The 26,872-nt window shown below is 42.7% G+C and carries 26 protein-coding genes, 1 tRNA gene and 1 pseudogene; 16 read left to right on the top strand and 12 right to left on the bottom strand.

Translation table 11 applies throughout. The annotated features are described in order from the left end of the window. The first annotated feature begins 31 nt into the window (after positions 1-31). The 7 genes from surE (at position 32) to TERMP_RS02995 (ending at position 7,322) form a co-directional block, all read left to right on the top strand. Entirely contained in the window at positions 32-817 is a 786-nt protein-coding gene (surE, locus tag TERMP_RS03025) for a 5'/3'-nucleotidase SurE (protein ID WP_013466882.1), read from the top strand. A 180-nt stretch (positions 818-997) separates the two neighbouring features. Beyond that, the gene (locus tag TERMP_RS03020) at positions 998-3,196 is read left to right on the top strand and encodes an elongation factor EF-2 (RefSeq protein ID WP_013466881.1); all 2,199 of its coding nucleotides are present in this window, start codon (positions 998-1,000) and stop codon (positions 3,194-3,196) included. A 140-nt stretch (positions 3,197-3,336) separates the two neighbouring features. Then, on the top strand, positions 3,337-3,921 hold the full coding sequence (locus TERMP_RS11245; protein ID WP_052296223.1) for a hypothetical protein: 585 nt from the start codon (positions 3,337-3,339) through the stop codon (positions 3,919-3,921). 676 nt (positions 3,922-4,597) lie between these two features. Beyond that, a complete protein-coding gene (gene tuf / locus TERMP_RS03010; RefSeq protein WP_013466879.1) occupies positions 4,598-5,884 on the top strand; it encodes a translation elongation factor EF-1 subunit alpha in 1,287 nt (428 codons plus the stop codon). 56 nt (positions 5,885-5,940) lie between these two features. Then, positions 5,941-6,249 carry a 30S ribosomal protein S10 gene (rpsJ, locus tag TERMP_RS03005; protein ID WP_013466878.1) on the top strand — a complete coding sequence of 103 codons (309 nt, stop codon included), beginning with the start codon at positions 5,941-5,943 and terminating at the stop codon, positions 6,247-6,249. Between the two features lie 20 nt (positions 6,250-6,269). Continuing rightward, positions 6,270-6,357, top strand: a tRNA-Ser gene (locus TERMP_RS03000). 125 nt (positions 6,358-6,482) lie between these two features. Further along, on the top strand, positions 6,483-7,322 hold the full coding sequence (locus tag TERMP_RS02995) for a DMT family transporter (protein WP_013466877.1): 840 nt from the start codon (positions 6,483-6,485) through the stop codon (positions 7,320-7,322). Here TERMP_RS02995 and panB read toward each other — a convergent pair. After that, a complete protein-coding gene (gene panB, locus TERMP_RS02990; RefSeq protein ID WP_013466876.1) occupies positions 7,319-8,194 on the bottom strand; it encodes a 3-methyl-2-oxobutanoate hydroxymethyltransferase in 876 nt (291 codons plus the stop codon). The two genes, TERMP_RS02995 and panB, sit on opposite strands and share 4 nt — an antisense overlap. Positions 8,195-8,257: 63 nt before the next feature. Here panB and TERMP_RS02985 point away from each other — a divergent pair, with 63 nt between their 5' ends. Beyond that, positions 8,258-8,686: an archease gene (locus TERMP_RS02985; protein WP_048159907.1), complete on the top strand. Its 429-nt coding sequence runs from the start codon at positions 8,258-8,260 to the stop codon at positions 8,684-8,686. 50 nt (positions 8,687-8,736) lie between these two features. Then, positions 8,737-10,176, top strand: coding sequence for an RtcB family protein (locus TERMP_RS02980; RefSeq protein ID WP_013466874.1), 1,440 nt, complete (start codon positions 8,737-8,739; stop codon positions 10,174-10,176). A gap of 24 nt (positions 10,177-10,200) precedes the next feature. Here TERMP_RS02980 and TERMP_RS02975 read toward each other — a convergent pair whose 3' ends face one another. The 6 genes and pseudogenes from TERMP_RS02975 to TERMP_RS02950 form a co-directional block, all read right to left on the bottom strand. Continuing rightward, positions 10,201-11,148: an ABC transporter permease gene (locus tag TERMP_RS02975; protein WP_013466873.1), complete on the bottom strand. Its 948-nt coding sequence runs from the start codon at positions 11,146-11,148 to the stop codon at positions 10,201-10,203. Continuing rightward, positions 11,118-13,310 carry an NEW3 domain-containing protein gene (locus TERMP_RS02970; RefSeq protein ID WP_013466872.1) on the bottom strand — a complete coding sequence of 731 codons (2,193 nt, stop codon included), beginning with the start codon at positions 13,308-13,310 and terminating at the stop codon, positions 11,118-11,120. Before TERMP_RS02970 ends, TERMP_RS02975 begins: the two co-directional genes overlap by 31 nt. 5 nt (positions 13,311-13,315) lie before the next feature. Next, a complete protein-coding gene (locus TERMP_RS02965) occupies positions 13,316-14,230 on the bottom strand; it encodes an ABC transporter ATP-binding protein (RefSeq protein WP_013466871.1) in 915 nt (304 codons plus the stop codon). Positions 14,231-14,234: 4 nt separating this feature from the next. Beyond that, positions 14,235-15,152, bottom strand: coding sequence for an ABC transporter permease subunit (locus TERMP_RS02960; protein ID WP_013466870.1), 918 nt, complete (start codon positions 15,150-15,152; stop codon positions 14,235-14,237). 117 nt (positions 15,153-15,269) lie between these two features. Further along, positions 15,270-15,461: pseudogene (locus tag TERMP_RS02955) on the bottom strand (ATP-binding cassette domain-containing protein); the annotation flags it as partial. A 4-nt stretch (positions 15,462-15,465) separates the two neighbouring features. After that, entirely contained in the window at positions 15,466-16,443 is a 978-nt protein-coding gene (locus tag TERMP_RS02950) for an ABC transporter permease (protein WP_237702855.1), read from the bottom strand. Between the two features lie 169 nt (positions 16,444-16,612). Between TERMP_RS02950 and TERMP_RS02945 the strand changes: the two genes are divergently transcribed. The 4 genes from TERMP_RS02945 to TERMP_RS02930 all read left to right on the top strand — a co-directional run bounded on the left by TERMP_RS02945 (position 16,613) and on the right by TERMP_RS02930 (position 18,035). Next, positions 16,613-16,903 carry a hypothetical protein gene (locus TERMP_RS02945; protein ID WP_013466867.1) on the top strand — a complete coding sequence of 97 codons (291 nt, stop codon included), beginning with the start codon at positions 16,613-16,615 and terminating at the stop codon, positions 16,901-16,903. 31 nt (positions 16,904-16,934) lie between these two features. After that, positions 16,935-17,225, top strand: coding sequence for a hypothetical protein (locus tag TERMP_RS02940; protein ID WP_148221056.1), 291 nt, complete (start codon positions 16,935-16,937; stop codon positions 17,223-17,225). A gap of 157 nt (positions 17,226-17,382) precedes the next feature. Beyond that, the gene (locus TERMP_RS02935) at positions 17,383-17,793 is read left to right on the top strand and encodes a stage II sporulation protein M (protein WP_081452198.1); all 411 of its coding nucleotides are present in this window, start codon (positions 17,383-17,385) and stop codon (positions 17,791-17,793) included. A 5-nt stretch (positions 17,794-17,798) separates the two neighbouring features. Further along, the gene (locus TERMP_RS02930) at positions 17,799-18,035 is read left to right on the top strand and encodes a hypothetical protein (RefSeq protein ID WP_013466864.1); all 237 of its coding nucleotides are present in this window, start codon (positions 17,799-17,801) and stop codon (positions 18,033-18,035) included. A 241-nt stretch (positions 18,036-18,276) separates the two neighbouring features. Here TERMP_RS02930 and TERMP_RS02925 read toward each other — a convergent pair whose 3' ends face one another. Then, positions 18,277-18,606, bottom strand: a complete 330-nt coding sequence (locus tag TERMP_RS02925) for a YbjQ family protein (protein ID WP_013466863.1) — start codon at positions 18,604-18,606, stop codon at positions 18,277-18,279. Positions 18,607-18,692: 86 nt separating this feature from the next. On the opposite strand from TERMP_RS02925, the gene moaC reads away from it, so the two are divergent. Further along, positions 18,693-19,163: a cyclic pyranopterin monophosphate synthase MoaC gene (gene moaC, locus TERMP_RS02920; protein WP_013466862.1), complete on the top strand. Its 471-nt coding sequence runs from the start codon at positions 18,693-18,695 to the stop codon at positions 19,161-19,163. 2 nt (positions 19,164-19,165) lie between these two features. Here moaC and TERMP_RS02915 read toward each other — a convergent pair whose 3' ends face one another. Then, positions 19,166-19,690, bottom strand: a complete 525-nt coding sequence (locus tag TERMP_RS02915; protein ID WP_013466861.1) for a hypothetical protein — start codon at positions 19,688-19,690, stop codon at positions 19,166-19,168. A gap of 86 nt (positions 19,691-19,776) precedes the next feature. On the opposite strand from TERMP_RS02915, the gene TERMP_RS02910 reads away from it, so the two are divergent. Continuing rightward, entirely contained in the window at positions 19,777-21,474 is a 1,698-nt protein-coding gene (locus TERMP_RS02910) for a P-loop NTPase family protein (RefSeq protein WP_013466860.1), read from the top strand. On the opposite strand, the gene TERMP_RS02905 is transcribed toward TERMP_RS02910, so the two are convergent. Continuing rightward, on the bottom strand, positions 21,467-22,132 hold the full coding sequence (locus tag TERMP_RS02905) for a Kae1-associated kinase Bud32 (protein ID WP_048159905.1): 666 nt from the start codon (positions 22,130-22,132) through the stop codon (positions 21,467-21,469). The two genes, TERMP_RS02910 and TERMP_RS02905, sit on opposite strands and share 8 nt — an antisense overlap. 513 nt (positions 22,133-22,645) lie before the next feature. Between TERMP_RS02905 and thsB the strand changes: the two genes are divergently transcribed. Beyond that, the gene (gene thsB, locus TERMP_RS02900) at positions 22,646-24,304 is read left to right on the top strand and encodes a thermosome subunit beta (protein WP_013466858.1); all 1,659 of its coding nucleotides are present in this window, start codon (positions 22,646-22,648) and stop codon (positions 24,302-24,304) included. Between the two features lie 347 nt (positions 24,305-24,651). Here the strand turns inward: thsB and TERMP_RS02890 are convergent, their stop codons facing one another. Continuing rightward, complete coding sequence (locus tag TERMP_RS02890) at positions 24,652-25,749, bottom strand: DUF835 domain-containing protein (protein ID WP_013466857.1); 1,098 nt, start codon at positions 25,747-25,749, stop codon at positions 24,652-24,654. Then, positions 25,743-26,804 carry a hypothetical protein gene (locus TERMP_RS02885; protein ID WP_013466856.1) on the bottom strand — a complete coding sequence of 354 codons (1,062 nt, stop codon included), beginning with the start codon at positions 26,802-26,804 and terminating at the stop codon, positions 25,743-25,745. The genes TERMP_RS02890 and TERMP_RS02885 overlap by 7 nt, the downstream gene beginning before the upstream one ends. Between the last annotated feature and the right edge of the window lie 68 nt (positions 26,805-26,872).

Below are 26,872 nucleotides of genomic sequence, written 5' to 3'. Positions count from 1 at the left end.
AATTTATAAGTTGATTTGACAAGATTAATCCATGCCAAAGATACTCATAACAAACGACGATGGTATTTACTCAAGAGGGATAAGAGCCGCAATTGAGGCACTTAGAGGACTTGGAGATGTTTATGTCGTTGCACCAATGTTTCAGAGGAGTGCAAGCGGAAGGGCAATGACTCTGCACAGACCTCTGAGAGCGAAACGTGTAACGATAAATGGAGTAAAAGCGGCTTATGCCTTAGATGGAATGCCCGTTGACTGTGTAATATTTGCACTGGCTCGATTTGGAAGTTTTGATTTAGCAATTAGCGGGATTAACTTGGGAGAAAACATGAGTACTGAAATCACAATCTCCGGAACTGCAAGTGCTGCAATTGAAGCAGCAACCCACGGAATTCCAAGCATTGCGATAAGTTTAGAAGTGAACAGAGAGAAGTACAAATTCGGTGCAGGGGAAGAGATAGACTTTACAATGGCAAAGTTATTTCTGAAAAAGATTGCGAAAGCAGTTCTTGAAAAGGGGCTTCCAAAGGGCGTTGATATGCTCAACGTTAACATTCCCTATGATGCAGATGAAAGCACTCCAATAGAGATCACGCGCTTAGCAAGGAGGATGTACCAGCCGTCAGTAGAGGAGAGAATAGACCCAAAAGGGACTCCCTATTACTGGATTGTTGGCACACAATGTCCAAGAGATGTGCTTGAGCCAGGGACTGATATGTATGCAGTAAAAGTCGAGAGAAAAGTTAGTGTGACCCCAATAAACATAGATATGACAGCTGATGTGGATTTAAAATACCTGAGAGGGCACTTGGGACTTTGATAATGTATTGAAGAGTTAAACCCTTTAACAGGTTTCTCTATATTCATGACGCTACAGTTCCCAGCAAAAGTCGGGTAGTTGGAAACAATAATGGCTTAACTTTCTCTATTCTTCCCTATGGAAAGATTTATAACCCAACTTTTTAACTGAATGATGAACATGCTCATGAAGGTGGTGTAAATGGGAAGAAGGGAAGAGATGATTGCAAAAATTAAGGAGCTGATGACTCAGCCCGAGAGAATTAGAAATATGGGTATTGCTGCTCACATTGACCACGGTAAGACAACATTGAGTGATAACCTGCTGGCAGGGGCGGGTATGATTAGCGAAGAGCTTGCAGGAAAGCAGCTTGTCCTTGACTTCGATGAGCAGGAGCAGGCGAGGGGAATTACAATCAACGCAGCTAACGTTTCAATGGTTCACGAGTACGAGGGAAAGGAGTACCTGATTAACTTAATTGACACTCCCGGTCACGTTGACTTCGGTGGTGACGTTACAAGAGCGATGAGAGCAATTGACGGTGCAATCATAGTCGTTGACGCTGTCGAAGGAGTTATGCCACAGACTGAAACAGTTCTCAGACAAGCCTTGAGGGAATACGTTAAGCCCGTTCTCTTCATCAACAAAGTTGATAGACTCATCAGAGAGCTTAAGCTTACCCCACAGCAGATGCAGGAGAGATTCGTTAAGATAATCACAGACGTTAACAGGCTCATCAAGAGATATGCTCCAGAGGAGTTCAAGAAACAGTGGCTGGTTAACGTTAACGATGGAAGCGTTGCATTCGGTTCAGCTTACTACAACTGGGCTCTCAGCGTTCCATTCATGAAAAAGACTGGAGTTTCATTTAAGGAAATAATTGACCTAACAAATGCAGGTGATCTGAAGACCCTCAGGAAGAAAGCTCCGCTCCACGTTGTTGTCCTTGACATGGTCGTTAGGCATTTGCCAAACCCGTTAGAGGCTCAGAAGTACAGAATTCCACACCTCTGGCGCGGTGATATCAACAGCGATGTCGGTCAGGCAATGCTCAAATGTGATCCAAAAGGTAAAATGGTCATGGTTGTTACAAAGATCATCATTGACAAGCACGCCGGTGAGGTTTCAACAGGCAGAGTCTGGAGCGGTACCGTTAAGACTGGTCAGGAGGTTTACCTTATCTCTGCAAAGAGGAAAGCCAGAATCCAGCAGGTCGGTATCTACATGGGTCCAGAGAGGGTCAACATGGAGGCAGTTCCAGCAGGCAACATTGTCGCTGTAACTGGTTTGAGAGATGCAATGGCTGGTGAGACAGTCGCTCAAGAACCAATTGAACCGTTCGAAGCTCTGCACTACACAAGCGAGCCAGTCGTTACAGTTGCAATTGAGGCAAAGAACATTAAAGACCTGCCCAGACTCATCGAGGCTCTCAGGCAATTAGCCAAGGAAGACCCAACACTTCAAGTTAAGATTGATCAGGAAACTGGACAGCACTTACTCAGCGGTATGGGAGAATTGCACTTAGAGGTCAAGCTCTACAAGCTCAAAGAAGACTGGGGCATTGATGTTGATGTTTCAGAACCAATTGTCGTCTACAGAGAGAGCATCACAAAGGTCAGCCCAATCGTTGAAGGCAAGTCACCAAACAAGCACAACAGGTTCTACGTTGTAGTTGAGCCAATGCCAGACAACATCTATCAGGCAATTAGAGATGGCGAAATTCCAGAGGGAAGACCAAAGGACAGAAAAGCTGTTGCGAAGAAGCTTGCTGAGCTCGGAATGGACTACGATATCGCCAGAGGTATTGTTGATGTCTACAGAGGAAACATATTCCTTGACAACACCAAGGGTATCCAGTATCTCAACGAGGTTATGGACTTACTCATTGATGGTTTCCACCAAGCAATGGATGAGGGGCCACTTGCAAAAGAGCCGGTCATGAAGGTTATCGTTAGATTAGTCGATGCACAAATCCACGAGGACAACGTACACAGAGGTCCAGCCCAGATTTATCCAGCAATTAGAACAGCCATTCACTGTGCAATGATGAAAGCTGGTCCGGTCCTTTACGAGCCATACCAGAAAGTTATCATCAACGTTCCATACGAGTACATGGGCCCAGTCAGCAGGGAAATCAGCCAGAGAAGAGGTCAGCTCCTTGATATGAGGCAGGAAGGTGAGGTCATGACCATCATTGCAAAGGCGCCAGTTGCTGAGATGTTTGGATTTGCTGGAGCAATCAGAAGTGCAACAAGTGGTAGAGCATTGTGGAGCACTGAACATGCAGGATTCGAGAGAGTTCCCCAGGAACTTGCTATCCAAATAATTAGGCAGATCAGACAGAGGAAGGGGCTCGATCCAAACCCACCAACGGAGAAGGACATCTGTCCACAGTTCTGACTTTTTCTCTTCTGACTTTTTACAATTTGATTTTTGCTATGGTATTTCTGTAACAGTTATGGATTATTTTCCATTAACTATGTCAGAAAAGGTTTATATAAACGGAGGGTGGAATATCTTTATAGATCAAGGTGGATAAAGTGAAAAAGGTGGTAATTCTTATTACGCTCCTTTTAGTACTCTTAATTGTTGGCGGGAAGAATCAGAGGATCGAAGATTCTGATTCTGTAGATATCATGAATTCTGAGAATGTAGAAAACAGTACCCAGAAGATGTTATATAAAGGCAATTTGTCTCTTTCTGTTAGTGTTTCTCCAAAAGCTTTGACATCAAACGAAATTTTCAACATAACCCTCAGATTGAAAAACGTTGGTGCTGCTCCGGTGAGGGTGATAGCTCCCATGAGATGGATCTCCCTAAGTATCGAGATTTATTTTGAGAATGGAACCCAGATTAAATATTCTGGCCCAAGACCCTCGCTCTTGCCTCCAACGGATGAAAACCTCAAGGTTCTTCAACCTGGTGAGGAAATTGTTGGTATCTACGAGTTTTCATGGGGCAGAAGACATGAAGATGGGAAAATAAAGGACTGGTATTTCCCGTGGAAGGGCAGATATAGGGTGGTAGTTACGTACAATCCAAATGTTAGATATTCAAAGATTACACTTCCCTACTGGAGGGAGAAAACACTGAGAGCTGAGGATTGGTTTGAAGTTGAGAGGTGAAAAATTGAAGGAAATGAAGCCGGCAATACAGTTTATCTGACCTCCTCCCCGCCCTGAAGGGTGAGGGTTCCTCTCGGGAGTCATAACCCCTCCTCCAGGGCGCTTCATTGGTTTGGGGGCTCATCACTACTCCCGTCACCGGTTTCGGCTCAGCCTGCAGGCCCGGTCTCAGGCCCATTACCCCTACCTGCCAGAGCAGACAGGCTCGGGGTTATCGTATCTCAAACTCTAACTGCCCAAGAGGGCAGTTTTCGAAGGACGCCTGTCGGCGTCCGTTTCAGGGGCACGGTGAAAGCCCTCCAAGAGGGCTATCCCTGAAAGGACTCTTTCAGAGTCCTTACCACTCCAAAACTTAAAAGGCTTTCAGTGATTTGAACGGCAGACCCAAGAATACTGCATCCCCACCCTAAAGGGCGAAGCTTTCAAAAGAAAAAGTCAAAGAGTTCTACACAAAACGAGTTAGAGCATACACATTGGATGCTCTTTGTTCTGAAAGTACCATTTTGCAAAAACCGCAATTAGTTAACTTTTTAAACCCTCTCCTGTATCTTCCTTTGGACTCATGAGGCTCTCTTGCAAAAAGCGGGTTTCCCGCTCAAGAGAGCCGAGGTTACAGAAAGCTTTAAAAACCTATCCCAGTCAATAAGGTTAGGCAGAAATTTGGAGGTGGATAAAAATGGCAAAGGAGAAGCCACACGTTAATATTGTGTTTATCGGACACGTCGACCACGGTAAGAGCACCATGATTGGAAGACTGCTCTTCGACACAGCCAACATTCCAGAGCAGATCATTAAGAAGTTCGAGGAGATGGGTGAAAAGGGTAAGTCATTCAAGTTCGCTTGGGTCATGGACAGGCTCAAGGAAGAGAGGGAAAGAGGTATTACAATTGACGTCGCTCATACCAAGTTCGAGACCCCACACAGATACATTACAATCATTGACGCTCCAGGTCACAGAGACTTCGTTAAGAACATGATCACCGGTGCTTCACAGGCTGACGCTGCAGTTCTCGTCGTTGCAGCCACAGACGGTGTCATGCCACAGACCAAGGAGCACGCATTCCTTGCAAGAACACTTGGTATCAACCACATAATTGTCTGTATAAACAAGATGGATATGGTTAACTACGACGAGAAGAGGTTCAAAGAAGTTGCCGCTCAGGTCGAGAAGCTCCTCAAGATGCTCGGCTACAAGAACTTCCCAATCATCCCAACATCAGCATGGGAAGGTGACAATGTCGTTAAGAAGAGCGACAAGATGCCATGGTACAAGGGGCCAACACTCATCGAGGCACTTGATCAGATTCCAGAGCCACCAAAGCCCGTCGATAAACCACTCAGAATCCCAATCCAGGATGTTTACTCAATTAAGGGTGTCGGTACAGTCCCAGTCGGTAGAGTTGAGACAGGTAAGCTTAAGGTCGGTGATGTAGTCATCTTCGAGCCAGCCAGTACAATCTTCCACAAGCCAATACAGGGTGAAGTCAAGAGCATTGAGATGCACCACGAGCCACTCCAAGAGGCTCTTCCAGGTGACAACATCGGATTCAACGTCAGAGGTGTCAGCAAGAACGACATTAAGAGAGGTGACGTCGCTGGACACCCAGACAAGGCTCCAACAGTTGTCAGACCAAAGGACACATTCAAGGCTCAGATTATCGTCCTCAACCACCCAACAGCCATTACCGTTGGTTACACACCAGTTCTCCACGCACACACCACACAGGTTGCCGTTAGATTTGAACAGCTCCTTGCAAAGCTTGATCCAAGAACAGGTAACATCGTTGAGCAGAACCCACAGTTCATCAAGACCGGTGACTCAGCTATCGTTATCCTCAGACCAACCAAGCCAATGGTCATCGAGCCAGTTAAGGAGATTCCACAGCTCGGTAGATTCGCTATCAGAGACATGGGTCAAACAGTCGCTGCTGGTATGGTCATATCCATTCAGAAGGGCGAGTGAAGCCCTTTCTTTCTAAGTTCTTTCTTTTAACTGAAGCTTCTTAAGAGGTGGCAAAAATGCAAAAAGCAAGAATCAAGCTTGCAAGCACCAATATAAAGTCCCTTAATGAGGTAGCTGATCAAATCAAGCAAATTGCAGAGAGAACAGGAGTTAGGATGAGCGGTCCTATACCACTCCCAACAAAGAGAATCAGGATAACAACAAGGAAAAGTCCGGATGGTGAGGGAACTGCAACCTTTGATAGATTTGAGCTCAGAGTTCACAAAAGGCTTATTGACATTGAGGCTGATGAGAGGGCTATGAGGCAGATAATGAGGATTCGCGTTCCTGAAGACGTAACAATCGAAATCGAGCTTATCTCATGATTGCTCTTCTTATTTTTAGTGCCGGGGTAGCCTAGCCAGGGAAGGCGCGGGCCTGGAGAGTCCGTGGGCGTTAAGCCCTCCGGGGTTCAAATCCCCGCCCCGGCGCCATAACAAAACTTTGTTCTCCCCTGCATAAATTATCAAGGCATACACAAACTCTTTAAGCATTTTTAATTAAGCTTTAGAGTGTATTGGGATTGTGCAGGAATAATCCAAATCCTTTGGTGAGCCGTATGAATCAAGAAGCCAAGGGAACACTGTTTGCTTTCATCGCACTAATCCTTGTAGGAATTGAACCAGTTGTTATTAAATCAAATCCAGTTAACCCTCTCAGCTTTGCAGCGTTTTCTGCATTGTTTGCCTCTTTGATATTGTGGGTAATGATTTTGCCCTCAGGCAAATGGAAAGAGCTAAAAGAAAGCCCCGAGCATCTTCATAAAGCTTTTCTTGTGGGCCTTTTTGGAACCGCTTTGGCATACATTGCGTACTCATATGGCGCCAGAATGAGCACGGCAATAAATGCATCTCTGATAACAAGGAGTGAGGTATTGTATTCGTTTGTCCTTTCATACCTATTCCTAAGGGAAAGGATAACTAAAAAGCAGCTTGTCCTTTCGCTGATAATTCTTTTGGGGATAGTCCTTGTAATAACTCAGGGAAGATTTATAGAGCCTAAGAGAGGGGATGTATTGCTTTTGCTAACACCATTATTCTGGCAGATCGGACACACAATTGCCAAACAGTTGAAGTACTCCCCATATTTAATAGCTACCCTCAGAAACACATTTGGGGGACTGATTCTTTTAGTTTTGGCTCTAAGTCTTGATTTAGAATTTACAAAACTTGCTGTAGTTGAGGGAGTGATAATTGCGCTAACTCAAGTTTTGTGGTACTCAGCAATAAGACTCATCAACCTCTCAAAGGCTACTGCAATAATAACACCAGCACCAGCCGTTGCCATTGGACTGTCAATACTTCTTGGGGAGAATTTTACGGTGTATCATGCTGTGGGCTTTATTCTGATAATGATAGGAACCCTGGGAGTTTCAAAAATTAAGAGTGAACGGCGTTAGTCATCAAAGAACTCTAATGAGTTTCTCATGAGTTTTTCAATTGCCCTCTTTTTCTTCTTTTCAAACTCTTCCTTATCTAAAAACTCCCAGTAGTGTTTCGGTTCTGGGAACTTGCCCTCCTTCACATCGGTTCTGTATTCTTCAAGGGCAAGCTGAATCATGCTTCCCAAGTTGGCATATTTTTTGACAAATGGTGGAACATTTTCATAAATTCCCAAAAGATCATGCCAGACCAAAACCTGCCCATCAACATATGGTCCGGAGCCAATTCCAATCGTTGGTATCTTAACTTCTTCCGTTACAAGTTTTGCCACATCTGCAAGTACAAACTCCAGAACAACAGCAAATGCCCCCGATTTCTCCAAAGCTTTTGCATCCCTAAGGATTTCCTCGATCTCCTCTTCAGTTTCGCCTATCAGGCGGTAGCCACCTAAACGGAGATAGCGTTGGGGTGTTAAACCGGTGTGTCCCATTACTGGAATCCCAGCCCTCACAAGCCTTTTAACAAGCTTCTTGTGATCATAACCCCCTTCAATTTTCACAGCATCAGCACCTGCCTGAATGAGCCTTGCCGCGTTTCTAAGCCCTTCCTCAATGCTCACTTCATAGCTCATAAAGGGCATATCTGCCAAGACTAAGGCCCTCTTAACGGCTTTAGCAACAGCCCTCGTGTGGTAAATCATCTGCTCCATAGAGACATTTAAAGTATTTGGCTCGCCGTAAACTACCATGCCGAGGGAATCTCCAATAAAAATAATGTCAATTCCCGCTTTATCTGCTATCAGTGCTGAAGGATAATCATAAGCTGTCACCATGGCAATTTTTTCTTTTCCCTTCATCTCCATAATCTTCCTTGGAGTTATCTCCCTCATATTCTCACCCAAGCCTAATAAACCCCCAAGGAATATTAACCTATCGGAGGTGAGAGAATGAAAATGAGAAAGTGGGAGCATTATGAACATACCGCAGATATAGGAATTAGAGGATACGGAAGAACTCTTGAAGAAGCTTTTGAGAATGTTGCCATAGCACTGTTTGACGTAATGGTAGATGTGGAAAAAGTCGAACCAAAAGAAGTGAGAGAGATTGAAGTTAGCGGTGAGGATTTGTATGCTCTGCTCTACAACTTCCTTGAGGAGCTCTTAATTCTCCATGATACTGAAGGGCTTGTATTTTCAGACTTTGAAGTCAAGATTGAGAAAACCAAAGAGGGGTACAGGCTCAAAGCCAAAGCTTATGGAGAGTCCTTAGATTATGGAAAACATGAACCCAAGGAGGAGGTTAAGGCAATAACATATCATGACATGAAGATTGAGCAGTTGGAAGATGGAACTTGGATTGTCCAATTGGTGCCGGATCTGTAAAGCAAAGCTCTTAAATTACATAGAGAGTTAATTTAATTGGAGGTGGGGGAATGGTTCCATTGAAAAGGATAGATCAGATAAGATGGGAGATACCCAAGTTTGACAAGAGAATGAGGGTTCCCGGGAGAGTCTATGCAGATGATGTTTTAATTCAAAAAATGCGTCAAGATAGAACACTTGAGCAAGCTGCGAATGTAGCCATGCTTCCTGGAATTTACAAGTATTCTATAGTCATGCCAGATGGTCATCAGGGATATGGTTTCCCAATTGGTGGTGTTGCGGCTTTTGACGCCAAAGAAGGAGTTATCAGCCCAGGTGGAGTGGGCTATGACATCAACTGTGGAGTGAGGTTAATCAGAACAAACCTTACCGAGAAGGATGTAAGACCAAAGATCAAGCAACTCATTGATACGCTCTTCAAGAACGTTCCAAGCGGATTGGGTAGCAAAGGAAGGGTCAGGCTTCAGTGGACCCAGCTTGATGACGTTTTAGCAGAGGGTGCAAAGTGGGCAGTTGACAACGGCTACGGATGGAGAGAGGACTTGGAGAGACTGGAAGAAGGAGGGGGAATGGAAGGAGCAAACCCCTCTTACGTAAGTGATACAGCAAAGAGAAGAGGTGCACCACAGCTTGGCTCTCTTGGCAGCGGAAATCACTTCCTTGAGGTGCAAGTTGTGGACAAGGTATTCGATCCAGAAGTGGCTGAGGTTTACGGCCTTTTCGAGGGGCAAGTGGTTGTGATGGTTCACACAGGATCAAGAGGTTTGGGTCATCAGGTTGCAAGCGACTATCTCAGAATTATGGAAAAAGCCAACAGAAAATACAGGATCCCATGGCCAGACAGAGAACTTGTCAGCGTCCCGTTCCAAAGCGAGGAGGGACAGAGATACTTCAGTGCTATGAAAGCTGCTGCAAACTTCGCTTGGGCAAACAGGCAGATGATCACCCACTGGGTAAGGGAGAGCTTTGAAGAAGTGTTCAGACAAAAAGCTGAAGATCTTGGGATGCACATTGTTTATGATGTTGCCCACAACATAGCCAAGCTTGAGGAGCATGAGGTAGATGGAAGAAAAGTTAAGGTTGTTGTTCACAGAAAAGGTGCTACAAGGGCATTCCCACCTGGGCATGAGGCGGTGCCAAGGATTTACAGAGACGTCGGGCAGCCGGTGCTTATTCCTGGTTCAATGGGAACCGCAAGCTATGTCTTAGCTGGAACCGAAGGGGCAATGAAAGAAGCATTTGGTTCAACATGCCACGGCGCTGGAAGAGTTCTCAGCAGAAAAGCCGCTACAAGGCAGTACAGAGGGGACAGGCTTAGAAATGAGCTCATGCAGAGAGGAATCTACATCAGGGCAGCGAGTCTAAGGGTTGTCGCTGAAGAGGCTCCGGGGGCTTATAAGAACGTTGACAACGTCGTCAATGTCGTTGCAAAGGCAGGAATTGCAAAGCTGGTTGCAAGGATGAGACCTATTGGAGTTGCCAAGGGCTGACTTCTCTTTCAATTTTTGATTTGTTTAATTTAAATCACTTGTCATGAACCTCACATAAGCAAGGGCAAAGGGTAGCATTAAAAACACCACCAGCATTGCTAAGTTGTTCAGTGCAAGTGCCAGAACTTCTGACAGGGGGAGGTATGAATTGGCTATTCTGTCTCCTGCAAATACAGCAAGCACTAAAGCGGCATAATGATGGGCTGGATTTATGAGGTGAAGCCTCTGCTCCCAGAGCAGAACGTTCTCTCTCCACACCCTAAACGCTGGGCCATAAGGCGGCATTTCTCCGGCAAGATGCTCGGCAATTAAAGATACTATAATTCCATAGACCAGAGTTAAGAAGATCGCCAGCCCGATTGAGATAAGCATCGAAGTCTCGGGCTTTCTAACCATTGTTGAAATAAGAATTGCGATGCTTAGAAACGTAAGGGAGTACAGCAGTGTTACAAGGAATGCAATAAGCCCCCTAAAAAAGGATTCACCATCGATGGGAATTCCAATTATCAGAAGGTACGCAACGGTAAAAAGGTATCCTACCATGACGGTTATTCCAAGAACGAGACCATTTCCCAAAAATTTTCCATTTATTACCTCATCCCTGTACACGGGATGTCCAAGAAGTGTCTTTATTGTTCCGGTTTCAATTTCCCTGTTTATGGCATCGGCTCCAAGGGAGGCTCCCATTATGCCGCCAATTATCGTGAAGAAGGAAAAGTTAGCTATAAGCATCATTGAAAGCGGTGTTTGAAATACTTCTCCTCTGGTCCCAAAGGGCTCAAGATTTGTAGTGCCAACAGTTGGCTTTGAGAGCTCCGCAAGATGATTCCTTAAAGCGTATGCCACAAGCAGGAGGTAAATAACGTAAAGGAGAAGGATTATGACAAAGCGCTTGCTCTTTATTGAAACGTAAAATTCTTTCATTGCTATATTGAAGACATTCATCTCCTCCCTACCCTCCTCATCATCCATATCACTGCACCAAATGTCAAGAGGAGTATCAGAATTCCAAGGTAGGCTGATTTTGAGCTCTGAGTTACTCTAACCGTTATCTGAGTACTTGCCTGTGCCTGATCGCCCTTGGCTGTGATGGTTATCTGGTATGTCCCAGCAGGAGTGGTTTTTGGCACCTTCACGATAACCTGAACGCTCGTATGTTGAGAGGGCACTGCAATTGCCTTGACGTTCCCACCACCAAAAACCATCGGTTTAAGTTCAGGAATTGAGCTGGGGACAACCTTAACGTCCCAACCCTGGGGAGCGGAGACCTCAAATTTTACATTGGTTATTGGAGCTGTTCCAGAGTTTTGAAGGTTTACAACAGCCCTTCCCTCACTTCCAGCCTTAACGCTTATCATCGGTGTTTGGGGATAAAGCTCAATCCTATATTCACCAACAAGCTTAACCATCAGCGAAAGAGTTCTTTCAATTCCGGAGGAGCTTTTTATGCTTATCGTGATGTTGTAATTGCCGGGCTGTGCATTGAACGGAGGAATTATTCTGAGCAGAACATCTTTTGATTTACCTGCATCAACCTGAACGTTTTTTATAGGGATTTCGTTCATGTAAAACTCGGCAGACCATTCTTCAGGGATTCCTAAACAGGACAGCGAATACGTATCATCATTCTTTCCAAGATTGTTTATTGTGAACGTATACGTTCCAATTCCTCCGGTTTTAACCTGCACTATATCTCCTTGACCCTCTACGGTAAAGTAGTAGGGAAGCTTGACCAGCGTTACGTCAAGGCTTTTCTCTTCTCCATCCTCAAGCTTAATGATTTTTTCAAACTTCTCATAGCCCTCTTTTTCTATCACAAGCAAATATTTTCCGGACTTGACCTCAAGCTCCACTTTTCCGTAGCTGTCCGTAAAGGCCGTTTCATTTCCGACCGTTACCTCTGCTTTTCCAACAAAGTTCCCATCTTCGTCTTTGACCGTCAGTATGAGCTTTGCGGGTTCCCCTTTGTGGGTCCTGTAGATGAAAACCGACACCCTCTTTTCTATACCGTTTACAGAGAACGCTATACTATGCATCCCAAGGTCTGCATTCCTTGGGGTTTCAATAACGAGGGTAAAAGATAACTGTTTATCCAGAAGGGCTGACCTAACCCTCTGTCCATTAAGCATGAAGTAAACGTTCCAGTTTTGAGGCTTCCCTTTAACCTCAAGGGTGACCTCTTTTTCCTTTCCTTTGTTGATTATCTCAACGGGAAGCTTTAAGGTATCACCTGCTTCAGCCTCCACGCCGAGAATTGGAACTTTCACTTCCATGCCACTTTCTTTTGTAACGCTGATTTTCACAGCACCTATTTCTTCACCAACTGCAAAGGTTACTGTTTCAATACCTTCACTGTCTTCGGGTATCTTTACATCAAGGAAAAGCTGTGCAGAGCTTTTTGGTCTAAGAATGATCTCACTGACATCATATCCACTCTGTCCGTCGATTATCTTAGCGTCCCAGCTGGGAGGCTTTGAAGTTACCTGAACGGGAAGCTGCAGCTCATCGTTTCCGTTGTTTATTATGGAAATTGGAATCCTAATTTCCTCCCCAGCCTTGACGTTTAGGCTTTCAAATGGATAATAGATTTCATAATCTCTCTTCTCTTCCAATTTAACGCTGACGTCGGCATAATAAACACGCAGAATTTCACCATTGTACACAAATGCAAGTTTGTCATAAACCCGGGATGTGTTGCTCTTCACTATTATCTCAGCCCCATTTATGCTTAGCTCAGCGCTTTCTTCTGATGAGTTTAGGATTTTTATGGAGTATCCATTCACACTGAATGAAAGCCCTGCTTTGGGTTTTATCTCATTGAACAGGCTTGGCTCATACTGGACAACCAAAAAGACTTCTTCACTTTCGGGATTAAAGCTTCCCGGGATTATCCTGATTTTTTCTGCTTCAATTGTATCATTCAGCCCTGCAACTTTTATTATCTCATTACCTTTGTAGATTATTGCATAGGGCATCAGAGTTTCTTTCTCCTGCGTTATCTTGATTTGATACTTCCCCACTATAAGGGTTTCACCTATCTTTACCTTTCCCTGAAAAACTTCAATCCATGGCTGAGCCTGAGCAATTGAAGACAGAAGAAGAAACAGCAACATCACAGTAGAGAGCTTCTTCATTTTTATCACCTCTTGTAGATTGTCTTCAAGAAAACATCCTCCAAACTTGGCTCCTCTATTTCAAGGCTCAGAATCGTTATCCCTTTCCTTGACAGGTATTCCGAAAGCTCTTCCCTGATATCCTCCTTTGCAAATATTATTGCCCTACTATCGCCGATACGTTTGATGCTTATTATTTCCGGCAGATCAATTTCGGGCAGAGGCTGTTTGGTTTCCACCTTTATCTCATACCCTTCAAGCTCCATGAATTCTTTTTTAATTTCCTCAAGGGTTCCTAATGCTCTAAGCCTGCCCTTCACAATTATTCCAACCTTATCACTTAGTTCTTCGACTTCGCTCAATACGTGTGAGGAGAAGAACACCGTCTTCCCTTTTTCGCGCTCTTCCTTTACGATGCTCTTCACCAAGTAAGCACCTTCAGGATCGAGTCCACTCGTTGGCTCATCCAAGATAAGAACCTCGGGATCGTTTATCAGAGCTTGAGCAAGCAGCAGGCGTTGCTTCATTCCTTTTGAAAATGTCTTAACTTTCCTGTACTTCACATCCCAAAGTCCAACGAGCTTTAAAAGCTCTTCAATGCGCTTTTCCTTTTCTTGCCGTGAAAACCTATAGAAGTTTGCGAAAAAGTCCAAGTTTTTCCAAGCTGTTAGTTCTTCATAGATGGTGGCATTCTCTGGCAAAAATCCAATCTTTTCTTTTACTTGAATTGGCTCCCTGAAAACGTCGTGTCCGAGAATTCTTATGCTCCCGCTGTCGGGTATGATAAGGCCGAGCATGCTCAATATCGTTGTTGTCTTTCCAGCACCGTTCGGGCCAAGAAATCCAAATACAATGCCCTTTTCGACGTTTAATGTAAGATCATCAACAGCCTTTAAATTTCCATAACTTTTTGTCAGGTTTTCAATCTCTATAGCGTACATAGAATCACCTCAAATCAGCTTTCATGAATCTCAAATAGGCAAGGGCAAATGGAATCAGCATCATGACAAAAAGTAAGACTATGTTCTTCCAAGCCAAGCTCAGTGCTTCAACATATGATACACCTGATATCTGAGGTGATACCTGAAATGCCACGCCAGAGGTAGCAATTTGAGAGGAAGTCATTCCATAAAATATTGCATTGTTAATGTTTTCCATGTGAAAACCAGGCTGTATCATGAGAAATGTCTGCACCTTCCTAACGATCTCCTGAATTGCTTGGGGTGATGCTCCACCAGAGGCAAAGGCCTTGATGGCTATTACCATAGACACAACCATCGGATAAACCATCTCAAGAAAAATTGGGAGTATTATTGCAACTATTATTGCTGTCGAGGGCTTTTTTATCGCCGTTGAAAGGAGCACCCCAAGTGAAAGGTACACAAGGGAGAATAGTACGAAGAACGGCAGAGGCTTTATGAAAGTCAGAAGTATGTCAGTGTTGAGAGGAATCCCTATTATAAGCATCGATGCTGTGCTCACCACAGAAAAAATTGCAAAGCCAAACATAACAGTAACTGCCCTTCCAAGGAGTTTTCCAAGGATAAACTGATCTCTGTAAATAGGATGCCCAAGTGTCACTTTTATCGTTCCGCTTTCGATTTCTCTGTTTATCGCATCAGCACCTATCAGCATGGAAAATATTGCAAGAAAGTTCTTTGCTGTTGAAAGGAGGTTTCCCCTTATGGCTCTGCTTAAAAACTGCTCGTCTCCGGATGAAAATGGAACATTCATCATTACACTCTTTAGCCAGTAAGCCATCCCAATTCCAGCTAAAATAAAAATTGCAAGTGTTATTGCTAGTCGTTTGGTTTTAATACTTTCTTGAAGGTCTTTAATTGCAACATTCAAAATTGGGTTCATTGTCACCACCTGTAAAGTAAGCTTTACATTCCTTTATGCTGTGCTTGTTTATAAAGCTTACTATTAATATAAGTTTGACCGGAATAATATGTGGTAGGAGTCCCTTAAAGATATCTATCCCAAGATTTTTACGGTTCCACTGTCAGGGATTATTAAGCCCAACATGCTTAGTATTGTTGTGGTTTTTCCGGCACCATTTGGGCCAAGAAATCCAAAAACATCTCCCTTATGCACCTCCAAACTTAAACCGTCGACAGCTTTAGAATTCCCGTAACTCTTCGTGAGGTTTTCAATCTCTATGGCATACATACTATCACCTCAAATCAGCTTTCATGAACCTTACATAGGCCATCGCAAAAGGAAAAATGAACATGATAAGTAGTGCAGTGATATTCTCCCATACCAGCCCAAGACTCTCTACGATTGATCTTTCCTCCACGACACTCTGCTCATAAGCTAAGGCCGATACTATATCACTAATTTGAGGTTTTCCTCCAAAGAGTATCCTGATTATTTCCTGATAATGGTAGTTTGGAGAGATATAAAGGATTTTCTCTGCCGTTATTGTCAGCTTGGTCAGCCATGCCTGATATGCCTGGTCTTTAAGGAATATCTCTTGAAGCTGTTCATCGCTCAGATTTGTAGCATTCTCGGGGATATTGGGAACTGGAGGCAAGCCAGCCACTGCAAATGCTACTACCCCAGCGATTATTGAAAGCAAAAAGCCAAAGAAGACAAACAGGAAAATTGACATTATTAGAGCATTTTTAGATTTTTTAATGAGTGTTGAAACTAACAGACCCAAGCTCAAGAAAACTAATCCATAGAGCGTGCTGAAGGGAAAAGTTGCTAAAAACTTCATCAGGTCATCTCCGGTTATTAGAACTCCTAAGATTAGTGCAAAAGCCACTGTTAAGATATAGAACAACGCTAAGGCTACGCTAAGGGTTAACAAACCCCCCAGGAGCTTGCCAGCAATTATTTCATCCCTATATACTGGCTTTGAAGCTACTAACTTTAGGGTTCCTTTTTCAATTTCTTCGTTTATTGCAGTTGCTCCAAGGAGAATTCCTAATGAGGCTATTGAGTAGTTGAACGCATTGGAGAAGCTTGAGAGGAAGAGCATTTGGAAGGGCGTTTTATATAAGTTTGCACTTATGCCAAGTCTTTTTGAGCTATAAATCATTCCCAGAGAGATTATTGTGAAGAGAGCTATTATTATTTGAAATTTTCTTGTTCTAATGCTAACTTCGAAATCCTTCATCGCTATGTTGATGGCTTTCACACTCATCACCAGTTCTTGAATAGCAATTAATTTGTTTAAAATAATTACCTTTTATATATTGTCACTTGTTCAAACAAAATTATAAGAAAAAAAAAACACGGCGACAATAATTATGAAGAAAACTTTAAGTAGTATCCACAACATTCATAATATGAAGAACCAGGAGGTGTCCCAAATGTGGAGGAAGGCTTTAGTGTTAGGGTTGGTATTGATAACCATAGGGATGGTAGTTGGAGGAGCGGTTGAAAGCAGCAATATAGGACTCGCATTATGGGCTTGGCATGCATGGCATCATAAGGACACAAGTGGGGATAAGAGTACCGTCGAAGCAGGGTCTGCTGTAACTGCGGCTGGTAGTATACTTTGGGGCATTGCCGAGCGTCAGGCTGTTAGAACAACTGCTACTGTCGTTGCATCGTATCTTGGGTTAGGTTTAATAGGGACTGGAGTTTTGATTGTTGGATGAGCTTTTATTCTCGAACTTTTACTTTTACCCTTTGGAGGGAAGCATAATGGCTACGAGTACAATTGCTATCTTGTTGTTCCTTGTGGGTATTGGTTTTATAATTATTCGGGGAACTTACAAGACGCTTTTCATATCCTCTTTAATATCATCTATGTATTATGCTGTTGCTTATCTCAGATTTGGTTTCAAGTTTCCGCTATTTCCCGTTGCAATGTTGTTTGTGGGAATGATATTTTACCTGAACTCAAGAGATCAGATGATATTAAAAATTGCGGGTATAACAGAGATCATAGCTTCACTAGCATTTTTAATCTTGCCTTGAGGTGTTAAATTTATGAAAAGGCGAAGAATATTTTTGATTCTTTCGTCATTGCTTTTCTCTATTGGCTTTCTCTTTGGTTTTAAGTCTTTCAGAACGTTATGGGATTCTTTATGATATTAATTCTGCACCCCTTTTGGAACATGAATTTAATGAGAACATGTTTTCTTTCCATTATATTTTCCTTAACAACCTTAAGGTTGTATTATTGCTTTCTTTCGGCGGTGTTTTAACGTTTGGTGGCTTAACTTTCTTAAACTTGATTTTTAATGGTGTAAACGTAGGGGTAATGTTCTACGCTTATCTAAATTTAGGGGAGCTTAAAACTTTCTTCCTCTTGATTCTCCCTCACGGCATCTTCGAGATCCCTGCTATCATCATTGCTGGTGCTGCTGGTTTTAAGATTCCTTACGAGCTGTTAAGATTCGCCTTGGGTAAGAAAGAAGAAATAATTAGCGAGGAGGACGCTAAAGAATTCTTTAAACTCTTTCTTATCTCAATGATTCTGATTTTTATTGCCGCATTAATTGAGAGCACTATTACGGCAAAAATTGCCGAAAGCTTGGGGTGATTGAAATGTGGAGGAAGGCTTTAGTTATAGGGTTGGTATTGATAGCCATGGGGATGGTGGTAGGAGGAGCAGTTGGGCATGAAAGCTTTGTAGTATGGAAAATTACACATTCCGAGAAAATGGGGGCTGTAACAATTGGTGGGGGGCTAGCGATGGGAACAGCACTTATTAAGGCTGGCATAGTAGCCACGCTAGGTGCAGCTACAGGATGGTTTCTTGGAGTAGTTATCGTGGGAGTATAACTTCTCAGACAACATCTCAGAGGGAAACGAACATGGATATGAAAATGCCCAAAGGCAAGACCGCACATGACAACTGGGTTATAGACGCAATAACCGTTTTACTTGTTGCTTTTACTCTCCTAATTGCCTTATTGTGGTGAATTCCCAATGTCTCGTTTAATTTATTTGTCTACTCTCATTTTCCTTTTTGGATCGATTATATCACAAAAACCAAAGATTGAGGAAGTCATTGATACGTTAACTACTCTTTCTCAAGAATAACTGCCGTGCCATATGCAAAAATCTCAGCGGCTCCAGCGGCAATGCTCGAGGTCATGAAGCGAACGCCAATGACGGCATTTGCTCCCATGCTCTTCGCATGTTCGATCATCCTTTGAATTGCCACTTCTCTCGCCTCGGCAAGCATTTCAGTGTATTCTTTGACCTCACCACCAACTATATTTCTAAGCCCAGCAAGGATGTCCTTTCCAATGTGCTTAGCCCTAACGGTTGCCCCTCGCGCAATGCCAAGAACCTTGACGACTTTGTAACCAGGAACATGCTCGGTGGTTGCGACAATGAACTCATCCATATTATCACCCCCATACCTCGGACTTCGATGTATTGTAAGAATTCAAAGCTTAAATACTTTTCCATTGTAGAAAAAGTGGTGGTTGCATGAAGCTCACTCATGTGGATGAAAAAGGCGTTAAAATGGTGGAAGTTGGTCATAAGGATGTTGTGTTTAGAAAGGCGATTGCCAAAGGAAAGATAAGGCTCAAACCGGAGACAATAAAGCTTATCCAAGAGGGTAAAACTAAAAAAGGAAATGTACTTGCAGCTGCACAGATAGCTGGAATTTTGGCAGTAAAGAGGACTTGGGAGATAATACCGCTGTGCCATCCTATTCCGCTAACTGGTGTTGACATAAGCTTTGAGTTTGGAGAAGATTACATTGAGGCAACTTGTGAAGTAAGAGCATACTACAAGACAGGGGTTGAGATGGAAGCTCTAACAGGGGTTAGTGTCGCTTTACTTACAATCTGGGACATGGTGAAAGCCGTGGAAAAAGACGAGAAGGGACAGTACCCGGTTACGAGGATTTATGACATTAGAGTTGTCGAGAAGATCAAAGGAAACTATCTTTAATTTCACCTTTTCCCTATTCTCTGCAGTACCCCCAAGATGTAGTATTCCAAAATCCTGAGAAGCTTCTTTATAACAAAATACCCACCGAATGCTAAGAGAAATTCCAAAGTCGATATCCTTTTTGACAGATACACCAGAATCACCGCTATTGGAAACCAGACAATAAAGGGCTGGAATTCCATAAGAATCTGCGCTTTTTTAGAGCTTTGGCTTAAAATTAACTTTTTTAGTGTAGCCTCATCACGAACCAAGTAAGCGTCTTGCTTTAGAATTCCCTCTTTGGTTAAGGGCTTTTTGCTGATTACGAGCAAATTTCCATCGTCAAACTTCATCAGGTAGACATACTTTTCATTAACTGCAGATGCGAGAAGAGAATCAACTTTAAGCTCTGCATCGTAAGAATTATCGTGAAATTCAATGAACTTGATGCTTCTCAGCCTTAACCCCTCTTTAATTTTCTCTTTCTCAAATTTCAGCTTCCAAATTCTCAAGTGATATCTTGGGCTAATGAGTTTCCCAAACAGCATAACAACCGATACACATTAAAAATTTTAAACTTTATGTTGTATTTCAGGGGAAAATATTCATAAACTTTTGCGATAAGCATCAAGAGATGAGGCTCAACAGCGAAGCGAGAGCAATCTACAAAAGCATCCGTGAGGAAATAAAGAAAAGGATTCAACTTAAGGAGAGCTTAGCTTATCTTGATAAATTTGAACCCACAAATGACAAAAAGGAGATTCTTAGGAGACAGACTTATTTTAAAGAAAACTTTCCAAGAATTGTGCCAGAACTGAAAGGGATATTGGCAAAAATCGAGCCAATTCGTTTTAAAAAGGATTTTCTGCACGATAGGCTTTTGGTCGTTGATGAAAGTGAATTAGAAAAAGCCCAAGCTTTGGGAGTGTGTGAAGTCTCAACAGAGCCTTTGGAAGGATATGATTTGACCCTAAGCACCGTAGGGATTGGAATTGACGTCGAGCTTAGCATAAGTGAAATTGCTCCTGAGCTCTATATCATGCCTCTTTGGGAGAATAGAGAGACATTGAAAGCTTTATCACAAATTGCTAACCTTCTTGGAGAAAAAAGTGTTGCTGAATCAATTTTGAAAAAGTTAGGAGAGTTAGAGGAAATAATGAAGCGAAGAGAATTGATTGAAAACCTTGACGAGCTGATAGCAGAAGAAGAGAGAAGGTTAAACAAAAAAATCGCAGAAAAGCTTGAGAGATTCAGCCTAACTTTGACTGGTAAGGAGCTATTGGAATTTCTAAAAGAGCTCAGAGAAGGGGACTATGGTGCAATATTTAAGCACTTCAGCGAAATTGAGAGTGAAATCCTTGAGGAAATAAATGAAGCGGAGAAAAGACTCAGTGAAAGGCTAAACTTTACTGTTGAACTGTTTTCACGAGAAAACCTCTATCCCATCGAAGTCCTTCCAGAGAGCATTGAGGCTTTGCACCAAGAACTGGAAAGGGAACTCAAAATTGAGTTGTATTTGAAGAGTCGTGAAATTCTTGATGAAATAAAACACCTCATACCAAAGCTTAGAGAGGAGATAAACAAAGCCTATGAGCTGGAGTTTTTAAGGGCTGTGAAGGAATTTACAGAAGGGTTTACATTCCCAGAGCTGATTGAAGGAGGAATCACTTTCATAAATGGGAGGCATCTGTTCATTAAGAATCCTCAGCCGGTTAGCTATGTTGTTGGAAAGGCTCCAATAGAGTTTAATGGTGTAAACGGTGAGAGGGTCGTTATTTTGACAGGTGCAAACAGTGGTGGAAAAACTTCACTGCTTGAGCTTACCTCTCAAATAGTTATCTTAACTCATATGGGCTTTCCAGTTAATGCCGAGAAAGCTTGGGTCGAGGTTTTAGACGAGCTTTTCTTCTTCAAGCGAAAGCGATCCATTTACGGTGCCGGAGCTTTTGAAACAGCTTTAAAGAGCTTTGTGAGAGCACTGACAAGCGATGGGAGAAAGCTGATTTTGATTGACGAGTTTGAAGCAATAACAGAACCCGGAGCTGCTGTCAAGATAATAGCGGAGCTCTTGAAGATTGCTTATGAAAAAGGATTCTATGTCATCATTGTGTCACATTTGGGCGAGGATTTAAAGAAGGAGCTGCCCTTTGCGAGAGTCGATGGTATCGAAGCTCAAGGCTTGGATGAAAATCTCAACCTAATTGTTGACAGACAGCCAAAGTTTGGGGTTTTGGGCAAAAGCACTCCAGAGCTGATTGTTGAAAAGCTTTACCGCGCCAAGAGAGGAAAAGAGAAGAAGATTTTTGAGAGGGTGTGGCGGGCATTCACTTAATCCACTTTCTCTCCCTTACATACCTGCCTCTGCTTTCAATCTCCTCTATCTTTTCTTTCAGCTTTTGAGCTTTCTCTTCGCCTCTAACCTCTACATAGCCCTCAAGAACAGCCTCGAAGCCTTCCTCAAACCATTTGTAGTGTGTGCTTTCCATAGCTCTCTTTAGTAGATGTAAATCAACGCCTTGGGCTTCAAGTGTGTTATCAAACTCTGCCAGCCCAAAATCTATGAGGTAAATTTTCCCATCTCTTAAAATCATGTTAGATGTTGTCAAATCTCCATGAACAATACCAGCTTCATGCAGTTTTCCAATTTGTCTTCCAATTTCACGGCAAAATTTTAAACGTTCCTCTATGGGGATTCTCTCCAAATACTCCTTCAAACGCTCTCCTTCAATGAATTCCATGACAATTTTCATATCCTTCAAATCAACTTCATAGATATAAGGAACATTAACTCCAAACTTTTTAGCTCTGTGCAGAATTCTCGCTTCTCTAACAGTCCTCTCTTTTCTCAGCTTCTGATCAATCTCCTTTATCCTGTATCGTTTAGAAATGCGGTGCTTTATAATTACTTTTTCACCATTAAATGGGAAATAAAGCTCTTCAAATTTAGCTAAATAGATTTTTGCTTCTGCTCCTTGCTTTATTAGTTCCATCAGCACCACCCGCTTAATCTGTAACAAGCCTAAAATCCTCAAGGATATCCTTATTGTTATTATATCATCGATTTTTACTATGAGGATTCCAGCATCATCTTTTATGACAAACCTTGCAGTGTCAACATCGTTCTCTTCCAGCTTTTGAAGGGCATAGCTAAGTCTATCCCCAGGGCTTTTCAGCATATCATCTACAAGCGATGCACGATTTTCAACCTCAATATCCGCTAAGTTGTATTCGGCAATTTCTTTAAGCATGGCTCTAATGTTGTCTTTTCTTATCTCGTAAATTTTTACTTCCTCCATATGCCCAACCTCTTTTTTGTTTGTATCTCATGGTTAAATATCTTATCCACCTTCCACATCTTAATTCCTTTGTGATTGTTCTATTAAGTTTGGCTTTTTTCAGACAATTTGACAAAAATTTCAGTTAAAATATGAATTTTTGAACAAAAGTTTTTTATAGAACACTAACGTATGAAGAGCGTATTGAAATCTTAGGAGGAAAAGAAAATGGCACAGCTTGTTGGACAGGGCGGACAGCCAATAGTTATTCTACCTGAGGGAACTCAAAGGTATGTGGGTAGAGATGCCCAGAGGTTGAACATCTTGGCTGCAAGGATTGTTGCTGAGACCGTTAGAACAACTTTAGGACCAAAAGGAATGGACAAAATGCTCGTTGACAGCCTTGGCGACATCGTTATCACAAACGACGGTGCAACTATTTTGGACAAGATTGATCTTCAGCATCCAGCTGCAAAGATGATGGTTGAAGTCGCAAAGACCCAAGATGAGGAAGCCGGTGATGGTACAACCACAGCAGTTGTTATTGCCGGTGAGCTTCTCAGGAAAGCTGAAGAGCTGATTGATCAAAACATTCACCCAAGCATAATTGTGAAGGGCTACACCTTAGCCGTTGAAAAAGCCCAAGAGATACTTGGAGATATTGCAATAAAAGTAGACCCAGAAAATGAGGAGACCCTTATGAAGATAGCAAAAACAGCAATCACCGGTAAGAGTGCAGAATCACACAGAGAGCATTTAGCGAGGCTTGCAGTTGAGGCTGTCAAGCAGGTTGCAGAGAAAAAGGACGGCAAGTTTGAGGTGGACATTGATAACATCAAGATTGAGAAGAAGGAAGGAGAAAGCGTTGAGGAGAGCCAGCTTATTAAAGGTGTCGTGATTGACAAAGAGAGGGTCCACCCAAGGATGCCAAAGAGGGTTGAGAGAGCTAAGATTGCACTCATAAACGATGCTCTCGAAGTTAAAAAGACTGAGACTGATGCAAAAATAAATATTACTGCTCCAGATCAACTTTATGCGTTTCTTGAGCAGGAAGAAAAGATGATTAAAGACATGGTTGACCAGATTGTTGCTACTGGTGCAAATGTTGTGTTTGTTCAGAAGGGTATTGATGATTTAGCACAGCACTATTTGGCTAAGGCTGGAATCCTGGCAGTGAGGAGGGTCAAGAAGAGTGACATGGAGAAGTTAGCAAAAGCAACAGGAGCCAAGATAGTCACAAATGTAAAAGACCTGACTTCGGAAGATTTAGGTTATGCAGAGCTCGTTGAAGAAAGAAAGATCGCCGGCGAGAACATGATCTTCGTCGAGGGCTGCAAGAATCCAAAGGCAGTGACAATCCTCATCAGGGGTGGAACAGAGCACGTCATTGATGAAGTGGAAAGAGCCCTTGAAGATGCCGTTAAAGTCGTTAAGGATGTCATGGAAGACGGAGCAATTCTCCCGGGAGGAGGCGCAACTGAGATTGAGCTCTCTATAAGGCTTGATGAGTACGGAAAGCAAGTTGGAGGAAAGGAAGCTTTAGCAATTGAGGCATTCTCAGATGCACTTAAGATAATCCCCAAGACATTAGCAGAGAACGCTGGACTTGATACAATTGATGTGCTTGTTAAGGTCATCAGCGAACATAAGACTAAAGGTAAAGCAATTGGAATTGATGTTTTTGCTGGTGAGCCTGCTGATATGCTTGAGAGGGGTGTCATTGAGCCTGTGAGGGTTAAGAAGCAGGCAATCAAGAGCGCAAGCGAAGCAGCAATCATGATCCTCAGAATCGACGACGTCATAGCTGCAAAGAGAGTTAAGAGCGAAGGCTCCGGACAGGGAATGGAAGGCATGGGCGGAATGGGCGGCATGAACATGATGGGTTGATGCTCCTCTATTGTTTCTTTTACTTTTCTATCATCTACATTTTGTTAATTTTGGTAATAACGACTTGTACCATAACTTTAAGGAAGAAACAAAAATATGTTGCCCGCCCGTAACCCCCGCCTTCATTGAAGCCATGGAACGGCATTCTCAAGCGGGTTAACCCAGGCGGGCAGAAGTGTGCTCGGTCAGGGTTACCCACGGTCATCGTGCTCCGTAACGCGGAAGGCTCTCCCGTGGGGACCTCGCTATGACCGAGCTGTTGCCCCCGCATCGCCCCCCGGTTCATTCTCCCCGGGGTCCTCGCGCAGGGGCAATATATTATTCATTGCATTGGCTTATAAGTTCTTTTATCCACCAAGCAATTTAGTTAATAATGCCCAGTTTTTGTCACCTAATGCAGATTTTTCGGCAACCAGTATCAGAGTTGCTTTGTGAACTAAGATCAGGTCTCTCAGCTTGGTGAGAAACTTCATGACTGAAGTAGGCTCGTTATATACCAAAAGGTATTCCAGACAGTCAATGATTACAATACCTGGGGTGTTAGTATCTGCAGCCGCCTTAAGGTATCTGTATGTGAGCTCAGTTATCTTTGCTAAATCTGTTGGGGATACGACTTTTTGTGAACCGTCCTTAGTTACTGTGGTGACAAAAAAGTATTCCCACTTCTCTGGAACATTTGTTATGTTTCTCAAAAACGCCAACGCCGGCATGTCTTTGAGTTTTAGCTCCAGTTGCTTGTATTCGTTTTGGTTTACAATCAAGACCCCGGGTTTTAGGTCAATCTTCCTCGCTTTTGATTCAGCAGGGATCTCATATAGCTTCGTGAAGCGTGGAGACAAGACCAAACGTATCATGGTCGTTGTTAGGAAAACAATTAGAACCGTTGATGCTGTAAGTCCAATTGGAGCATACCATTCCTCACGTGCAAAGAATGGATAGGGTAATAGGTGAAGTCCAAACAGGACAAAACCGTAGTAGAGATACCGAACGCTCTTTTCATATACATTTACTAAGTTTCTTAGGAAAATACCCGCAAAAATCAGAAATCCTCCCGCCAAAAACCAAGACCCACCAACAATTAACGTCCACTCATTTATCCCAGCATAATTCTTCAGAAGTACCAAGTATATGACAAAAAGAGGTGGCAGAACAGTGGCTTTTTGAACCTGTGTCAAGGGCAAAGTTTCTTTTTCCTCTTCCAAGAATATAAGTATTCCATAAGTGATCAGAGCTCCGAACAGTGCAATGAAGAATGAATTCAGTACGTACATATTAAACCCTGCGAAGAGTATTGTTAGAAAATCTGAAAGCCATGCAAATGAGAAAACCAGAGCAGATTTTCTCTTAGTTTTTAAATATGCTCTGAAAACAAACACAAACGCTAATAAATCCAGTGTCATGACGAGTAAAACTTCAGCAAGGATATATAGGGGTATTCCTAACATGACACTCCCTCCCTACTTGGGTTGGCAAATCCATCCCATTCAAAAGGTTTTATAGGAGGAACCCTCGTTATGAGCTCATCTTCAATCTTCACTATCAATATTTCAGGTCTGGCAATGATTATACCTGTTAGTCCTCTTTCCCAGTACTTGGCGATTCTGTATCTTCCATTCTCAGGAACAAGAGGTAAGATCACTGTGAAGGGATAGTTGGGATAGTATTGAATATTTTTACCCCTATGCACCCCTATAGCATCTCCAAATGCAAAATACCCATAAAGGGGAATGAATACCGAATTTTCAAAGTAATCCTGATAATGCTTAATCACTTCAGGCGTTGTGCTGGTACCGCTCAACATTATGGTTTCAAGATTTTCACCGAAAGGCTTGAAAATATCCAATAACTGTACGGCAGTTCTTATCAGGTTTATTTCATCCCTTTCAAGAACCCTTTGGGTATATCTAACAAGAGGAGCCAAATATTTCATTGCAGCTTGAATACCTTCTTTTTCAAGAATTTTCTTTAAGCCCTCAGTCTCAGTTGCAACAAAATATAGAATTCCCCCATATGACCATACCAGTTCACTCATTTCTTCCTGATACCAGCCGTATGGTCCGTGAAGCAGGGCTCGCAGTTGATGAGAATCGTTGTACGTTTCATCAAGATGATAAACTTCGTCAAGAGCCCTTCGAAGATAAAAAACAAGCAGATCAACATATTCATGATCCCAGTGGCAAAAAGACCTCGGTCCTGTAGTTCCAGAGGATTGGTAGAATCTAAGTTTGCCCTTGTAGTTTCTTGGTAAAAATCCAAGCCAGTTTTCTCTTAATTCGTCACTCTCAATAGAGAGACCAGAATTGAATATTTTCTCAACAGTTTCTTCAAGGCTGCCTTCAAAAATAGAGTCCAAATCTATCCCCCGCTTTTTCTCAACAGCATGCCAGTATGGAGTATTCTGGAAGTGAAATTCAAAGATGTTCCTTAGATACTGTATTGCGGAGCTCTCATCTAAATGAAAAGGATCATCGTACATCTCTTTTACTTCTGCATATCTCATGAAATCTTTTTTGTTTCACAAGTTTTTAAAAGTTTTGTATAATCCTCAATTAAAAATTGAAGTCTTAT

Origin of the sequence: Thermococcus barophilus MP (assembly GCF_000151105.2) — an archaeon.
GTDB classification, from domain to species: Archaea; Methanobacteriota_B; Thermococci; order Thermococcales; family Thermococcaceae; genus Thermococcus_B; species Thermococcus_B barophilus.
Note: the sequence above shows the minus strand (reverse complement) of the source record. Positions and strands in the feature narration are given on the sequence as shown.

What these genes read in the sequence shown, in the direction of transcription:
- surE (WP_013466882.1), top strand. Translation starts at nt 32, where the DNA reads ATGCCAAAGATACTCATAACAAACGACGATGGTATTTACTCAAGAGGG.
- TERMP_RS03020 (WP_013466881.1), top strand. Translation starts at nt 998, where the DNA reads ATGGGAAGAAGGGAAGAGATGATTGCAAAAATTAAGGAGCTGATGACT.
- tuf (WP_013466879.1), top strand. Translation starts at nt 4,598, where the DNA reads ATGGCAAAGGAGAAGCCACACGTTAATATTGTGTTTATCGGACACGTC.
- rpsJ (WP_013466878.1), top strand. Translation starts at nt 5,941, where the DNA reads ATGCAAAAAGCAAGAATCAAGCTTGCAAGCACCAATATAAAGTCCCTT.
- TERMP_RS02995 (WP_013466877.1), top strand. Translation starts at nt 6,483, where the DNA reads ATGAATCAAGAAGCCAAGGGAACACTGTTTGCTTTCATCGCACTAATC.
- panB (WP_013466876.1), bottom strand. Translation starts at nt 8,194, where the DNA reads ATGAGGGAGATAACTCCAAGGAAGATTATGGAGATGAAGGGAAAAGAA.
- TERMP_RS02985 (WP_048159907.1), top strand. Translation starts at nt 8,258, where the DNA reads ATGAGAAAGTGGGAGCATTATGAACATACCGCAGATATAGGAATTAGA.
- TERMP_RS02980 (WP_013466874.1), top strand. Translation starts at nt 8,737, where the DNA reads ATGGTTCCATTGAAAAGGATAGATCAGATAAGATGGGAGATACCCAAG.
- TERMP_RS02975 (WP_013466873.1), bottom strand. Translation starts at nt 11,148, where the DNA reads ATGGATGATGAGGAGGGTAGGGAGGAGATGAATGTCTTCAATATAGCA.
- TERMP_RS02970 (WP_013466872.1), bottom strand. Translation starts at nt 13,310, where the DNA reads ATGAAGAAGCTCTCTACTGTGATGTTGCTGTTTCTTCTTCTGTCTTCA.
- TERMP_RS02965 (WP_013466871.1), bottom strand. Translation starts at nt 14,230, where the DNA reads ATGTACGCTATAGAGATTGAAAACCTGACAAAAAGTTATGGAAATTTA.
- TERMP_RS02960 (WP_013466870.1), bottom strand. Translation starts at nt 15,152, where the DNA reads ATGAACCCAATTTTGAATGTTGCAATTAAAGACCTTCAAGAAAGTATT.
- TERMP_RS02950 (WP_237702855.1), bottom strand. Translation starts at nt 16,443, where the DNA reads ATGAGTGTGAAAGCCATCAACATAGCGATGAAGGATTTCGAAGTTAGC.
- TERMP_RS02945 (WP_013466867.1), top strand. Translation starts at nt 16,613, where the DNA reads ATGTGGAGGAAGGCTTTAGTGTTAGGGTTGGTATTGATAACCATAGGG.
- TERMP_RS02935 (WP_081452198.1), top strand. Translation starts at nt 17,383, where the DNA reads ATGTTTTCTTTCCATTATATTTTCCTTAACAACCTTAAGGTTGTATTA.
- TERMP_RS02930 (WP_013466864.1), top strand. Translation starts at nt 17,799, where the DNA reads ATGTGGAGGAAGGCTTTAGTTATAGGGTTGGTATTGATAGCCATGGGG.
- TERMP_RS02925 (WP_013466863.1), bottom strand. Translation starts at nt 18,606, where the DNA reads ATGGATGAGTTCATTGTCGCAACCACCGAGCATGTTCCTGGTTACAAA.
- moaC (WP_013466862.1), top strand. Translation starts at nt 18,693, where the DNA reads ATGAAGCTCACTCATGTGGATGAAAAAGGCGTTAAAATGGTGGAAGTT.
- TERMP_RS02915 (WP_013466861.1), bottom strand. Translation starts at nt 19,690, where the DNA reads ATGCTGTTTGGGAAACTCATTAGCCCAAGATATCACTTGAGAATTTGG.
- TERMP_RS02910 (WP_013466860.1), top strand. Translation starts at nt 19,777, where the DNA reads ATGAGGCTCAACAGCGAAGCGAGAGCAATCTACAAAAGCATCCGTGAG.
- TERMP_RS02905 (WP_048159905.1), bottom strand. Translation starts at nt 22,132, where the DNA reads ATGGAACTAATAAAGCAAGGAGCAGAAGCAAAAATCTATTTAGCTAAA.
- thsB (WP_013466858.1), top strand. Translation starts at nt 22,646, where the DNA reads ATGGCACAGCTTGTTGGACAGGGCGGACAGCCAATAGTTATTCTACCT.
- TERMP_RS02890 (WP_013466857.1), bottom strand. Translation starts at nt 25,749, where the DNA reads ATGTTAGGAATACCCCTATATATCCTTGCTGAAGTTTTACTCGTCATG.
- TERMP_RS02885 (WP_013466856.1), bottom strand. Translation starts at nt 26,804, where the DNA reads ATGAGATATGCAGAAGTAAAAGAGATGTACGATGATCCTTTTCATTTA.